This window comes from Flavobacterium sp., from assembly GCF_031537875.1.
Taxonomy (GTDB): Bacteria; Bacteroidota; Bacteroidia; order Flavobacteriales; family Flavobacteriaceae; genus Flavobacterium.
The window spans coordinates 96,229-110,056 of sequence record NZ_JAVKNB010000005.1 but is presented as its reverse complement, the minus strand read 5'-3'; the positions used below and the strand labels follow the sequence as shown (position 1 = coordinate 110,056).

Genomic DNA, 13,828 nt, shown 5'->3' with positions numbered 1-13,828 from the left:
ATTGATATTGACTTATTTTACATTAAAAATTTGTTCCAAAATTTTGATGGTAATCAAATAGGTTGGTTTTACTCCTGTTGTTCCCAATCCTCCAGAGGCTAATGTGCTTCCTGTTTCCAAAGGGTTATCAGAAGCGTAATACGCATAGCGCACTTTGATATCTTTTGGTACACTTTTTCTAATTCTAGAAGCCGATTGAATGGCTTTTTGATAATAAGCACCCTCCATTTCTAATCCGATAGCTCTCCAAGTTGATTCGTGGAAAAATTGCAATAAATCTCTGTTTTGTAATGAGGTTCCTAAAACAGTTACCATTGGCCCATCAAATACAGCAATATCATTGCCTTTAAACATTTCGGCAGTTAATTCATTTTCGAAAAAGTAATTATCAGCAGTTCCTTCGTTGATATGCGCATTCGGAATCATAATGTCTCCCTTACCTCCTTCTAAAATTCCCGCTTTTCCCATAATTGATATGGATTGAGCATTTAAGAAAGTTTCTTTTTTGTAGGGTTTAAACAACTCATCAATGGTTTCGTAAGCTTGCTCTCCAAACGCATAGTCCATTACAATAATAACCGGTTTTTCAGCTCCTAAATTCGCTTTAGGAAATGCCGTTTTGCTCCAATCAATTTTGGCGGTGTCAAAAATCTGAACATCAATGTTGGTTCCTGAAGTATCTGGCAAAGAAATCATTCCTTGTTTCAAAGCTACCGCCTCTACTACATTGCGCACCTCATTCGCTCCTGACTTACTCAACTCTTCGTAAATAAAGAAATCGGATTGATTTTTAAATTTGGTTTTCAAAGCCGGAACTGCAAAAATGGAGTTCATCACCGAGTGCATATTAGCACTAATCACATGGATTGGTCGGTCTAATAAATTATTTTCTTTTAAAACTTCTTTGATATTAGTCGCCCAAATCTCACCGTGAATGTGGTGACCCAAACGTTCTCTCAAAACTGGGCTGAAAGTAATCGTTCGTTTATTATTTTCTACAATTTCTTCAATGGCAAGTTTTCCTAACCAATAGATTACGTGTAAAAATCGATCTGGCGTAGTAGCTGAACCAAAGGCATCATAAATATCTAAGATTTCCTCAAAGGTTCTGCCTAAAATATTGGCGGTATGAGAAATTGCTTTCTCTTTCTCTATCTGAGTTAATTTTTTGTTTTGCTTAACAGCAATTTCTAATTTTTTCCAATCGTGTGACACTTCGCCACCTTCATCTAATAACACTCGGTTTTTAATCTTGTGTGATTCAATGAAAATGAAAGTTAAGTGGGTCAAGATATCGTAAATATCCGAACGCCCTCTAGTGATCACAACGTTCATTTGCTCCTCGTCAATTCGGTAACAATTGCGGCGTCTTTTGGGAGGAACAATTGCTTTAAAATGAGATTTTGAATAGCCTTCGTCTGAAGTTAAATTGATAAATCGGCATTCTTCAATTCCTATTGGAAGTCGTTCAATAACGTACAAAAGTCCGTTTAATTCTACTTTTTCATTGGCAATGTTTCCATAAATTTCTGGTCGTAACGCTAATAAAGCTTCGCGTAAAGTGTCTCCAGAAACTCCCATCGGCTTGTAAAAACCGCGGTTAAATAAGTGCCTCATGGTAATGTACAGTCGTTCAATAGCTGCTGACGACTCTTGCGCTCGTGAGCGCGAAATGTTTTTAGTATCCATACTTTTTCTATTTTATTTAACCTGCAAAGATAGTGGATTTATTTTGTGTTTAACACATCCGCTATTTTTCTGTCGTTAGAGAGGCGTGGGATTTTGTTTTGACCACCCAATTTTCCTATGGATTTCATATAGTCTTGAAAACCGTTTTTAGGGACTTTGGTAATTACCAATGGACGCAATACGTTACCCACAATCAGGTCGTCATAATATACATTTTGCTTGCGCATCGCATCGTCTATTTTTAATGCAAATGCTTCAAAATTATCCGGTTCTCCCGAGGCTTCAGAATCAAATTCAATCAACCATTCGTGGTACGGCAATCCCTCTGCTGGATTGATTTGTGGCGCTACTGTAAATTCATTGACGCGAATTGTAGTTCCTTCCACGGCTTCTTGCAAAGCACTTTCTACTTCTTTGCCAATGACATGTTCTCCAAATGCGGAAATGTAATGTTTGATTCTACCTGAAACAATCACTCGGTAGGGTGCTAAACTCGTAAACTGAACGGTATCGCCAATATTGTAACCCCAAAGTCCTGCATTGGTGGAAATAATTAAAACATAATTCACGCCCAATTCCACCTCGCCAATAGTGTAGCGACGTGGGTTTTCATTTAAAAATTCATCGCTTTTAATGAATTCGTAGAAAATTCCTGAATTCAACAACAGCAACATTCCTTTTTCCTTTTGTGAATCTTGGTAAGCGAAAAATCCTTCCGAAGCGGGAAAAAGCTCAATACTATCAACTTTTCGGCCAATTAAATTTTCAAATTTAGCGCGATACGGTTCGTAGTTCACACCGCCGTAAATAAACAAATTGAAATTTTTAAAGATTTCGCCCACAGACCTCCCTCCTTTTTGCTGTAGTTTTTCAAAATACATTTGAACCCAAGACGGAATTCCTGAAATGACCGACATGTTTTCGTGGAATGTTTCCTCAACAATAGCGTTGACTTTGGTTTCCCAATCTTCAATGCAATTGGTTTCCCAACTTGGCATGCGGTTTTTTTGTAAATATTTCGGAACAAAATGCGCCACAATTCCAGACAAACGTCCTAATTTGATACCGTTTTTTTCTTCCAAAATTGGGCTTCCTTGAAGGAAAATCATTTTCCCGTCTACAAAATTGGCATTACCTGTTTCATGGATATAATGCAAAATGGCATTTCGAGCCGCTTCAATATGATACGGCATCGATGCTGCGGTCAAAGGAATGTATTTAGCCCCCGAAGTCGTTCCTGAAGTTTTGGCAAAATAAAGCGGCTTGCCTTTCCAAAGAACATTCTCCTCTCCTTTTACCACCTGATCTACATAGTTTTTTAACCCTTCGTAATCGCGAACAGGTACCTGTTTCGCAAAATCAGCTGGGGTTTGTATTTGGTCAAAATGGTGATCCAATCCAAATTGGGTGTTTTTCGCCTGACGAATTAATTCTTGGAAAACTTTATTCTGAGTTGCCACAGGACGAGTCGCCCAAGCTTGTGTTTTTTTAACCACTTGACGTGCAAATAATCGAGCCGCAATAGATTTTATGGACATTGTGTTGGTTTTATTTGTTCTTTGGGTGTGATTGTTGCTCTTCTTTGGCAACTTGTTTTCTTAATTCTAATTCTTCTTTTGAAGCCGATAAATTACCTTCTACTGGTTCTTTCTCAATCGAAGAAAGAATAGAATCTTTGTTGAATTTGGCAAATTCCAATTCGCCTGTCAATACTTTTTTTAAAGACTGGATATAGGCTTCATTGTATTCTAAAGCCTGAGTCAACGAATCTGATTTTAAAGCTAATTCCGTGGCATCGCGTTTTAATTTGGAAGACGAATACCCAGGAATAAATTCGCGTAATGGAGTAAAAGCGATAATAAAGGTAGTCACAAAAATAATGAATATGGCGCTCAAACTCACTACCACAAAAACATTCATCAACGTCAATTTTAAAGAAAATGTTTCCTCAAAAGTATCTTCGTTTAAAATAATTAAACGCCTTTTGTTGAATAAGTTTTCTTTTAATTGTTGTCTTTTAAGTCCTTTTTTAGACATTGTTTTTGGTTTATTGAACAAATATAAACAATTAATTAGTATTGGTGGTGTGGCTTGTTTTTAGACTTATATAACCTACAAAATCACATTTTAATACAATTTTAACGCTTTTAAAACCAAATAAATGATGAAAAAAGAATTGCTATTCACTAATTCTATATACATTTGTACTTCATTATTAAACAAATTTGCTTCGGCATTAAAATAGTAAATCATGGGAAGATTAGGTGTTACAGAAATCCTTGTTATTTTAGCAGTTGTATTATTGCTTTTTGGAGGTAAAAAAATTCCAGAACTAATGAAAGGTTTAGGAAGCGGAATTAAAGAATTTAAAAACGCTGCTAAAGACGATTCATCTGACAAAAAAGAAGACACTAAAGAGTAATTCTTTGTCAATTCTAATAACAAAAACCCAAGTTGATAACTTGGGTTTTTTGTTTTTTATACTATCATGGTTAATTGGATTCGTTTACGATCTTCGTCGACTTCAGTCACTTTAACATCAACATGTTGATGTAATTTTACCACCTCATTGACATCACTCACAAAACCCGCTTTGAGTTGGGAAATATGAACCAAACCACTTTCCTTAATTCCAATATCCACAAAACAACCAAAGTTGGTAATATTGTTGACAATTCCAGGTAAAATCATACCTGATTTCAGGTCTTTTATCGATTTTACATTCGGGTCGAATTCAAATACTTTAGCTGATTTTCTAGGATCTAAACCGGGTTTTTCGAGCTCTTTGATAATGTCTTTCAAACCAAGTAAACCGATTTCGGGTGTAATGTAATGCTCTGGTTTAATTAAGGCTGTTTTTTCTTTGTTGCCAATTAATTCGCGCACCGAAAGTTTCAAATCTTTAGCCATTTTTTCTACTATAGAATAAGCTTCGGGATGTACCGCCGAGTTGTCCAAAGGGTTTTTACCTTCTTTAATTCGGATAAAAGCAACTCCTTGTTGAAATGCTTTGTCGCCCAAACGAGGCACTTTTTTTAATTGTTTGCGATCTTCAAATGGTCCGTTTTCTGAACGATATTGCACAATGTTTTCGGCTAGCTTCTCTCCTATTCCACTCACATAACTCAACAAATGCTTGCTCGCCGTATTAATGTTAATTCCCACCGAGTTTACACAACGAATTACGGTAGCGTCCAACTCTTCTTTCAGTTTGTTTTGATCCACATCGTGCTGGTATTGGCCTACGCCAATGGCTTTGGGATCAATTTTTACCAACTCCGCCAACGGATCGCTTAATCTACGTCCGATAGAAACCGAACCTCGAACAGTTACATCATAATTAGGGAATTCTTCACGGGCAATTTTAGACGCTGAATAGACCGAAGCACCCGCCTCGGAAACCACAAAAACCTGTACCGGCTTGTCAAATGCAATTTTTTTAATAAAAAATTCTGTTTCGCGAGAAGCTGTTCCGTTCCCAATAGAAATAGCATCGATTTTATAGGAATTGGCCATGGAACGGATTTTTTTCATTGCCATTGCCTCTTCATTTTGAGGCGCGTGCGGGTAAATGGTTTCGTTATATAACAAATCTCCTTTTTCATCCAAACATACCACTTTACATCCCGAACGATAGCCCGGATCAATGGCTAAAATGCTCTTTTCACCTAAAGGTGGTGCCAATAAAAGTTGTCCTAAATTAGTTGCAAAAACTTGAATGGAATTGGCGTCTGCTTTGGCTTTAGCCTCTTGCAAAGTTTCATTAGAAATAGCTGGATTTAATAATCGTTTGTAACTGTCTTCGATGGCTAATTGAATGTGTGGCGTGGTATCGTTTTGACGTTTTAAAATCAGTTCGTCAATGATATCATAAGCCTCGTCAATATCGACCTCTATTTTTAGTTTTACAAAACCTTCGTTTTCAGCACGCAACATCGCTAATAATCGGTGAGGTGGTGTTTTACTTAACGGCTCGGACCAATCAAAATATTGAGAGAATTTTTGAGCACCTTCCTCCTCTTTTTTGGTTTTCACCACTTTGGTGGTAATCGTAGCTTTTCGTTGAAACAAACGTCGCAACTGTTGGCGAACGTGAATATTTTCGTTAATCCATTCGGCAATAATCTCACGAGCGCCATGTAAAGCAGCTTCTTCGTTGATTACATTTTCATTAATGTATTGTGTCGAAATAAAATCGATGTCATCATTGTTTTGTGCCATGATGATTTTTGCCAATGGTTCCAAACCATTTTCGCGTGCGACATCCGCCTTGGTTTTTTTCTTCTTCTTGAACGGCAAGTACAAATCTTCCAACTCCTGCAAATCAAAACTGTCTTGGATTTTTTTGGCTAATTCAGGCGAAAGTTGCCCTTGCTCCTCAATGGTTTTGAGAATGCTTTCTTTGCGTTTTACAATCTCATCGTATTGTTTGTTCAATTTAGCAATTTGCTCAATCACCACCTCGTCTAAATTTCCGGTTTGGTCTTTTCGATACCGAGAAATAAAAGGAATTGTACAATCTTCGTTTAGCAATTGAACCGTTTTTTGAATATTGATTGCGGCCGTTGGTACCGATTTTGCGATGAATTGAATGTTGGTCATTGTAGGTAATTTGAGGTGCAAAGAAAGAAAAAATACCCTGAGTTTTATTCGAATGAAAAAGAAAATTTTATGTCATGGTTTGTCGTTATTGGGTTTTATATTTGTAATTCCTAAATCTTACCCAATGTCTAAAAAACAATTTATAAAACGTCACTTATTAATCATCGAAAAGTTGAGAAAAAACCCTTGTGATTTTAAAGAATTACAAGGATTTTTAAAATCACAAACTTTGGACGATGAAGAAAATTATGATATTTCGAAGCGTACTTTTGAACGTGATGTAAAGGAAATTAGCGGTATTTACAATATTGAAATTGAATACAACCGAAAGGAAAAAGTATATGAAATAACCTATGACGTTGACGAAAATAAAACGAATCGATTGATGGAGTCTTTCCAGATGTATAACGCCTTGAGTATGTCGGAATCAATCGCTAAACACCTGATTTTGGAAAAAAGAAAATCATTAGGTGTCGAAAATTTACACGGCTTACTTCACGCTATTCAACATCGGGTGTCGGTTAGCTTTCAATATGAAAAGTTTTGGGATTTTGCTAACGAAAAAAACAGCCGAACTGTTTATCCTTTAGCGTTGAAAGAAGCTCGTTTTCGTTGGTATTTGATTGCACAAGACTCCAAAGACGGAGGTATCAAAAGCTTTGGTTTAGATCGAATTTCTCGTTTAGAAATTAGCGCTAGGCACTTTGAATATCCGTCAACATTTGATGCTGAGGAAAAGTTCAAACACACTTTTGGAATTATTAGCGGAGAAGAAGCGCCAGAAAAAATACAATTATGGCTCACTCGCGAACAAGGCAATTATATCAAATCCTTGCCCCTCCACCATTCTCAAAAAATCATTTCAGAAACCAATACCGAAGTAGTGCTAGAACTCTATGTTTGTCCAAGTCACGATTTTATGATGGAGCTCCTCTCAATGGGTGCTAATGTGAAGGTACTTGAACCCGAAAGTTTGAAGGAAAAAATACATGTGAAATTGTTAGATGCAGCAAAGTTGTATAAATAATTTTTTAAAAGTTTATCCCAAATTGAGTAAATACAATGAAAATAACCACAATATCCGATACACACGGTTTGCACCACCAAATCCATTTGCCTGGAGGCGATATCCTTATTCATGCCGGCGATGTTTGCAATCGAGGCACTGCTGCTGAAGCATTAGATTTTATGAATTGGTTTTCAAGTCAAAATTATACCTACAAAATTTTTATTGCGGGCAACCACGATTTTTATTTTGAAAACGAGCAAAATGATACAATACAATCGCTGCTCCCTATTTCTGTCTATTATTTAAACGATTCTGGAATAACTATAGAAGGAATTTCTTTTTGGGGCTCGCCTATAACTCCCGAATTTCATAATATGGCTTTTAACAGAAAAAGAGGTGTTGATATTGCAAAACATTGGAAATTAATTCCGTCTGATACCGACGTTCTAATCACACATGGTCCAGCTTATGGAATTTTAGATACAACATTTCAAAATTTGAATGCGGGCTGTACCCATTTGCGAACAAAAATAGAGCAAATTAATCCCCTGTACCATATTTTCGGACACATCCATGAAGGTTTTGGACTTGCTGAAAGAGAAGGAACCACATTCATTAACACCTCATCGGTTGATTTTCATTACAAATTAAGAAAATCCTCATTTTTTGATTTTGAGGTTTAGAAAGACATGGTTTGGCGTATGTGTTTTTTTATTTTACTAAAAATACAATAGCCTATCAATTTAAAAAACTTTCACTCTTGTAAAATCACAACTTTTTATAAGAAAATTATAGGGAGTTTTGTAGGAAATAAATGAAATGAAATGAATAAAAAAAAACCGCATACTGAAGAAGAATTAAAAGATTTTTTTTCTAATGAAAATCTTAATGATAAATATTTCCAAAAATTTCTATCCTTCTATAAATTATGTTTTAACGAGCTATACCAAGAATATAAGGATTGGGAAGATAATGAATTTGAAGAAGAAGATTCTATTCAAGTCATGACGTTAAACGTTGCTTTGGAAAGAATTAAAAAGATGTCTGAAGAAATAGAAAAAGGACATGGTGAAAAATGGGCTGAAATAATTTCTTCTTCTTCAGAAGAAGGTGAGTCTCTATTATCACACACTTATATGGAGTTAATGAAAATTGATCCTCAATTAGCAAAAAATGAAATCCAAATCTTAGCAAAATCCTTTTTAGAAGATGAATATTTTGAAAAACATTATTTATTTCTATTTGAAGTAGTTGCTGACATTGAGGGGAGAATAGAAACAGCTAAAGAATATTCTAAAATATATAAAGAACAAATTAAGGATGGAAAAAGCGATGTTTTTTCACATGAATACGCAGATTTAATGTCTGAAAATGAAGAATCGGATATTTATTGTATTGCTTATGCTCTAGGATATGAGTATAGTCATTATAAAAAAAATAATGAAGAATGTTCTCAAAAATTCGCTTATGGTTTTGCTGATTATGTGGATAAAAACTATTGTACTTTTTCTGATTTCAACCATGAAAATGATTTAGAATTTATCTGGACAAAAGGCTGTTTAAACGCATGGAATTATTCGAAAGAAAACAATATAGCGCCCATACGGTTTATTAATAATTATGTGAGTTTATATGTTAATTTATATTATTCCAACAAAGGGAAAAAAGAAAATTCAAACATCAATTTTGATGATTTAGTATTAAATAAAACATTAGCAATATTAAAAAAATGAAAATGAAAAATTACACCTTAAAAGAAATTTCACAATGGCAAATAGAAGTTTCGACAAAAATTACTACGATTAGCTTACCCTCGCTTCAAAGGGGTTTTGTTTGGAAACCCAACCAAATCGAAGAATTGTGGGATTCCATATTTAGAGGTTACCCGATAGGTGCAATTATGATGTCGGTTGATGAAGATGAAAATCGATTTTTATTGGATGGTCAGCAACGATGTACTTCTGTAGCCCTGGGTCATTTTAATCCCTTTGTCGAAAATAATAAAACATTTCTTTCATTAAAAAATTATAAACCAAGTATCTGGATTGACTTAGCGCCAAAAGAAAAAACGAATGGTCAAGAATTTGTTTTTCGTTGCCTGACCCAAAGCCATCCTTGGGGTTATCAATTGAAAGAAAACACCTCAACTTTGAGTATGTCAAACAGAAGAAAAGCCTTAGATTATTTTGAACCTAAATCCGAAAGTTATTTAGATTTATCATCTAAAGATATTAGTCCTTGGGACAGTTATTTCCCTATTCCACTTGCGTTTGTTTTAGAGATTGAATGTGATGATTTCGAAAACTTTAGAACTATTTTGCTAAAAAAAACAGTTAATCTAAGTTTAAAAACACAACATTCAAATAATGAAATTGTGGATTACAATACTATTAAAGACTCTGATTTGGAACTAATTTATAAAGGTTTTTGTAATTATAAAAAACTAACCATCCCTGAAATTTGTGTTGATGCTATTGTTTTAAAAGAAGATAGAGGCGGTGAAAAAGAAGGACAAGATCCAAGTTTGTTTGTGCGATTAAATTCGGCAGGAACTCGTATTTCTGGAGAGGAATTGATTTATTCCATCTATAAGGCTAAGTTTCCTGAAATTAAAAATTTAGTAGAATCTGTAGGAGCGTCTTACATTGCCCCAAGTAAAATAATAAACTTGTTTTCTCGATTAATTATTATAGAGCAAAATGGGTTTTCATCTTTTCAAAAAGACATTTCAATTCAAAATTTTAAAAACAAAATTAAAGAATCTGATTTTCAAGAAAAACTACAAAGCTATATTGGAGACGAAAACAAAAGTGTTGCTAAAAGCCTAATTGAAAATGCTTTAAAAATAATAGAAAGAGGTCAATCCAATTTTCCTAAAATCTTATTGAAACAATTAATTGTCACAAATTTTGAATTGTTTTTGGTGCTTTTGACTTATATTAAAAAAGTAGGATTTGAAAATTTAAATGAAATAGAAAAAAAACAAATTGCTTCATCATATTGCTGGATTTTATGGTTTAGTAAAGATTCTAAAAAAATACCGGTTGAATTATTCAACTTGTTATTTTCAAATGAAACACAAATTGGATGGGAAGAATCCACAAAGAGATTAATTACTTCGCAAAAAGTATTACCAAAAGTTAATCCTGAAATAATACAAGACCAATTAAATACTATTGTCATTAAAAATAACTTAAAACATGCCGATTTTACGAATATTCATAAACATAATCTTTTTACAGATTCTATCAAAAATTTATTGTTTTATGATGAAAACAATCTAAGTGTATTTAATGAAAATTGGGATTTAATAATTTCTAAAATTTATTGGAACAAGTCGCTATTAATCTATGCTCAAAAAGAATATATGAATTCAAAATTTAAAGAATTCAATCAATTTGATAGTATTGAAGATACTAATAGACCTTGGGACTGGGATCATATATATCCTGATAGTTGGGTATATAGAAAGGAGGGTATTAATAAATTGGTTCGCGCTTGGGTAAACTGTATTGGAAACTTTAGAGCGCTTTCTTATGATGATAATAGAAGTGAAAACAACCACTTTTCGCCAAAAGAACGTTTTGAAAATGATGAAAAAATATATGATAGTTTTATAAAAGACAATGACAAAATATTTTGGGACAAAATTGATAAAAATTTTGGTAGAATTAAGGATAATGAACCCGAAAAAACAGAAATATTTCTCAATGCGGTGATTTCAAGAATGGTTAATATTTATGAAGAATGGCTTACTAATTATATTAACGCTTAATATTAAAAAGAGGCTCTCAAGCCTCTTTTTTTTTCACCGACATTCTTTGTCGTTATTGGTGGCTACTTTTGAAATAAATAAAAAAACAAAAGTATATGATCCCAACAATTAAAGAAAAAAAGAGCCTAGAACTACAACAAAATTCACCCAATATTATTGATGGAGGGGGATATTATATCTGTTTTAAAAGGATGTTTTTAAGTTATTACAATGCGCTGCCTAATGTGTATTGTATTAAAAATTTAGATTATAAAAAAGCGCAAGAATGGATTGAAATAAAATTTGCTGAGGAGATTGTTAAAAAACATTTTTATTTGAATTACAATGGGTCAGAAACAATTGGAGAATATGAAAATGTGCTTTATTTGTTTAATGATGGTTTTATGGTTAATATAGAGGATAAACTAATTTCTATTTCGTTTCTGCCAGAATCAGAAAACCGAGCTATTGAACTAAAGAATGAATTAAATCAATTTAAAATAAATGAAAAATTAACTACTGAAATTAACTTAATTGTTTCGGGACCAAGAGGGTTAACTTTAGAAAAGATCGAATTAAAAAAACCTAAATTAAACCTAGATTTACACTATAATTCTGATTTTAAAACAATTCATCAATCGATTGTTCAAAATCTTAGAAAAAAACAAACCAAGGGATTATTCCTTTTTCACGGAGCACCAGGAACGGGTAAGAGTACGTATATCCGTTTTTTAATTCACCAACAAAAAAAGAAAGTGATTTTTTTATCACCAAACATGGCAGGAAATTTAGACAATTTTTCATTTACAGATCTACTCCTTGATAATAGAAACAGTGTTTTGGTTATTGAAGATGCTGAAGATTTAATACTTTCCAGAGAGGATAAAAGTAATTCAAAACTCTCTTTTTTATTAAACCTAACCGATGGTTTATTAGCTGATAGTTTAGGAATTCAAATAATTGCTACGTTTAACACCGATATTGTTAATATTGATTCCGCACTTTTGCGCAAGGGAAGGTTAACTTGTATTTATGAATTCAAACCGCTAGAATTGGACCGTACAAATAGACTTTTAAAACAATTGGGGCATAACTATGAGGCGCAAAATCCGATGGCCATATCCGATATATTTAACTTTGAGGAAACTGTTGAATACAAGCCGAAGTTGAAAAAAGTCATTGGCTTTGGAAATTAATATACAATTAAACTAAAAATTACAATAAAATGAAAATTATCGCCTCAATTATCTCCACACTTTGGCTTTTAGGAATGGTATTGGCTTTTTTACCGCTATTAGGTTGGTTAAACTGGCTTGTAATACCACTAGCTTTTATTGGTTTTATATTAAGCAGTATTGCTGAATCTCCAAAATCAAAATCGCTATGTACTTTAGTAATTATTTTTGGAATATTACGACTTATTTTAGGTGGAGGACTTTTCTAATTAATAGTAAAAAACAAATCTTATATTTGAGTCCTATTCCCTACTCTCATGCTGATTTTATATTGTTATTTTTTAGTAGTTACTGTTGTAAGCTTCGTTTTAGTGGGTTACGACAAATATCTGGCTCGAAATAAAAAAAGAAGAATTGCCGAAAACCGTTTATTGCTCTGGGCTTTATTTGGAGGAAGTATAGGAACTGGTTTCGGGATGTGGGTATTTAAACACAAAACTTCCAAAAGAAGTTTCCTTTGGAAGTTTTGGAGTATTGTATTATTTCAGCTTTTAGTAGTACTAGCACTCTTTTATGCCGATACTATTTGTATTTATTGACAAGCAATTTTATTGACACGGTTTTGGTGTCTTCCGCCTTCAAATTCAGTGTTTAAAAAGATTTCAACCATTTCTACCGCCTGTGGAATAGAGGTATAACGAGCTGGAATACTAATCACATTGGCATCGTTATGTAAACGTGCTAAGGCAGCAATTTCTTTCATCCAACACAAAGCGGCTCGCACTTTTTGATGTTTATTTACTGTCATCGCAATTCCATTCCCACTACCACAAATCACAATACCAAAATCAGCTTTTCCCTCTTCCACATCTTTTGCAACAGGATGCGCAAAATCAGCATAATCAACAGCTTCAGGGGTGTCGGTACCATAGTTAGTTATTTGATGACCTTTTGCTTCAAGCATAGCCACAATCGCTTTTTTATATTCTGGACCGGCATGGTCGTTTCCAATAGAAATGTTCATTGTTAGTAGTGTGTTTAATTCGTGTTCAAAAATAAGGAAAGATTTTGAGTTAGAATTCATGAATTGATTGGTTTCTTTGCTTCTTTATTAACCAATGCAAATGTAAATCTTAAATAAAAGGTAAGAATCAGATAAACAATGCATTACTAAAAAAATAGGGTTTAAAAAGACTTTAAACAATTATAAATCAATTGGTTTTTTCTAACAAAAGTGTTAAAAAATTGAATTGTTAATAGCAAAACGCAATTAGTTGATTTTCAGCTAACATTAAATTAACATAGTTTGTTAATAACTCAAGATAGAATATAAGAAGTTTTTTGTGGTGGTAAAAGAAAAAAATGTAATCCAAAACCTAGATTAAAAATCCAAATATAGTTTGTTGAATTTTTATAAAAGTTATGAATAGAAAAATGAGGTTTATTAACAGATTTTGAAAATTTACTTATCTACAAAAAGACTAAGTTTTAGGTTATGAACAGCTGTTAATTAAAAACAAGAATAGCTTTGTTTTTAATTCTTTAGCTATAAAAAACCATGTTAATAACTAAAAATAACTAGTTGTAACTTCATTTCAA

13 protein-coding genes are annotated in these 13,828 nt (G+C 33.3%); 8 read left to right on the top strand and 5 right to left on the bottom strand.

Annotation, left to right across the window (positions count from 1 at the left end):
• Positions 1-12: 12 nt before the first annotated feature.
• From RMR09_RS01990 to RMR09_RS01980, 3 genes are read right to left on the bottom strand one after another with little or no spacing between them, the layout of a single operon-like run.
• A complete protein-coding gene (locus RMR09_RS01990; protein WP_310594165.1) occupies positions 13-1,689 on the bottom strand; it encodes a DUF6909 family protein in 1,677 nt (558 codons plus the stop codon).
• 38 nt (positions 1,690-1,727) lie between these two features.
• On the bottom strand, positions 1,728-3,227 hold the full coding sequence (locus RMR09_RS01985; RefSeq protein WP_310594164.1) for a GH3 auxin-responsive promoter family protein: 1,500 nt from the start codon (positions 3,225-3,227) through the stop codon (positions 1,728-1,730).
• A gap of 10 nt (positions 3,228-3,237) precedes the next feature.
• Positions 3,238-3,726 (bottom strand): peptidase, encoded by a 489-nt coding sequence (locus RMR09_RS01980; RefSeq protein WP_310594163.1) that lies wholly within the window; start codon positions 3,724-3,726, stop codon positions 3,238-3,240.
• 214 nt (positions 3,727-3,940) lie between these two features.
• Between RMR09_RS01980 and RMR09_RS01975 the strand changes: the two genes are divergently transcribed.
• A complete protein-coding gene (locus RMR09_RS01975; protein WP_310594162.1) occupies positions 3,941-4,111 on the top strand; it encodes a twin-arginine translocase TatA/TatE family subunit in 171 nt (56 codons plus the stop codon).
• A gap of 56 nt (positions 4,112-4,167) precedes the next feature.
• Here RMR09_RS01975 and RMR09_RS01970 read toward each other — a convergent pair whose 3' ends face one another.
• Positions 4,168-6,291, bottom strand: a complete 2,124-nt coding sequence (locus RMR09_RS01970; protein WP_310594161.1) for a Tex family protein — start codon at positions 6,289-6,291, stop codon at positions 4,168-4,170.
• A gap of 124 nt (positions 6,292-6,415) precedes the next feature.
• On the opposite strand from RMR09_RS01970, the gene RMR09_RS01965 reads away from it, so the two are divergent.
• The 7 genes from RMR09_RS01965 to RMR09_RS01935 all read left to right on the top strand — a co-directional run bounded on the left by RMR09_RS01965 (position 6,416) and on the right by RMR09_RS01935 (position 12,828).
• Positions 6,416-7,318, top strand: a complete 903-nt coding sequence (locus RMR09_RS01965; protein ID WP_310594160.1) for a WYL domain-containing protein — start codon at positions 6,416-6,418, stop codon at positions 7,316-7,318.
• A gap of 35 nt (positions 7,319-7,353) precedes the next feature.
• Entirely contained in the window at positions 7,354-7,983 is a 630-nt protein-coding gene (locus RMR09_RS01960; RefSeq protein WP_310594159.1) for a metallophosphatase domain-containing protein, read from the top strand.
• A gap of 141 nt (positions 7,984-8,124) precedes the next feature.
• Entirely contained in the window at positions 8,125-9,033 is a 909-nt protein-coding gene (locus RMR09_RS01955) for a hypothetical protein (RefSeq protein WP_310594158.1), read from the top strand.
• 2 nt (positions 9,034-9,035) lie between these two features.
• The gene (locus RMR09_RS01950; protein ID WP_310594157.1) at positions 9,036-11,075 is read left to right on the top strand and encodes a DUF262 domain-containing protein; all 2,040 of its coding nucleotides are present in this window, start codon (positions 9,036-9,038) and stop codon (positions 11,073-11,075) included.
• Between the two features lie 95 nt (positions 11,076-11,170).
• Positions 11,171-12,250 (top strand): AAA family ATPase, encoded by a 1,080-nt coding sequence (locus RMR09_RS01945; protein WP_310594156.1) that lies wholly within the window; start codon positions 11,171-11,173, stop codon positions 12,248-12,250.
• 29 nt (positions 12,251-12,279) lie between these two features.
• Positions 12,280-12,498, top strand: coding sequence for a hypothetical protein (locus tag RMR09_RS01940; RefSeq protein WP_310594155.1), 219 nt, complete (start codon positions 12,280-12,282; stop codon positions 12,496-12,498).
• Between the two features lie 48 nt (positions 12,499-12,546).
• Positions 12,547-12,828: a DUF1294 domain-containing protein gene (locus RMR09_RS01935; protein ID WP_310594154.1), complete on the top strand. Its 282-nt coding sequence runs from the start codon at positions 12,547-12,549 to the stop codon at positions 12,826-12,828.
• Here the strand turns inward: RMR09_RS01935 and rpiB are convergent.
• A complete protein-coding gene (gene rpiB, locus RMR09_RS01930; protein ID WP_310594153.1) occupies positions 12,822-13,253 on the bottom strand; it encodes a ribose 5-phosphate isomerase B in 432 nt (143 codons plus the stop codon). The two genes, RMR09_RS01935 and rpiB, sit on opposite strands and share 7 nt — an antisense overlap.
• Positions 13,254-13,828 lie beyond the last annotated feature (575 nt).

Coding starts and splice junctions, on each gene's coding strand:
- RMR09_RS01990 (WP_310594165.1), bottom strand. CDS start 1,689: ATGGATACTAAAAACATTTCGCGCTCACGAGCGCAAGAGTCGTCAGCA.
- RMR09_RS01985 (WP_310594164.1), bottom strand. CDS start 3,227: ATGTCCATAAAATCTATTGCGGCTCGATTATTTGCACGTCAAGTGGTT.
- RMR09_RS01980 (WP_310594163.1), bottom strand. CDS start 3,726: ATGTCTAAAAAAGGACTTAAAAGACAACAATTAAAAGAAAACTTATTC.
- RMR09_RS01975 (WP_310594162.1), top strand. CDS start 3,941: ATGGGAAGATTAGGTGTTACAGAAATCCTTGTTATTTTAGCAGTTGTA.
- RMR09_RS01970 (WP_310594161.1), bottom strand. CDS start 6,291: ATGACCAACATTCAATTCATCGCAAAATCGGTACCAACGGCCGCAATC.
- RMR09_RS01965 (WP_310594160.1), top strand. CDS start 6,416: ATGTCTAAAAAACAATTTATAAAACGTCACTTATTAATCATCGAAAAG.
- RMR09_RS01960 (WP_310594159.1), top strand. CDS start 7,354: ATGAAAATAACCACAATATCCGATACACACGGTTTGCACCACCAAATC.
- RMR09_RS01955 (WP_310594158.1), top strand. CDS start 8,125: ATGAATAAAAAAAAACCGCATACTGAAGAAGAATTAAAAGATTTTTTT.
- RMR09_RS01950 (WP_310594157.1), top strand. CDS start 9,036: ATGAAAAATTACACCTTAAAAGAAATTTCACAATGGCAAATAGAAGTT.
- RMR09_RS01945 (WP_310594156.1), top strand. CDS start 11,171: ATGATCCCAACAATTAAAGAAAAAAAGAGCCTAGAACTACAACAAAAT.
- RMR09_RS01940 (WP_310594155.1), top strand. CDS start 12,280: ATGAAAATTATCGCCTCAATTATCTCCACACTTTGGCTTTTAGGAATG.
- RMR09_RS01935 (WP_310594154.1), top strand. CDS start 12,547: ATGCTGATTTTATATTGTTATTTTTTAGTAGTTACTGTTGTAAGCTTC.
- rpiB (WP_310594153.1), bottom strand. CDS start 13,253: ATGAACATTTCTATTGGAAACGACCATGCCGGTCCAGAATATAAAAAA.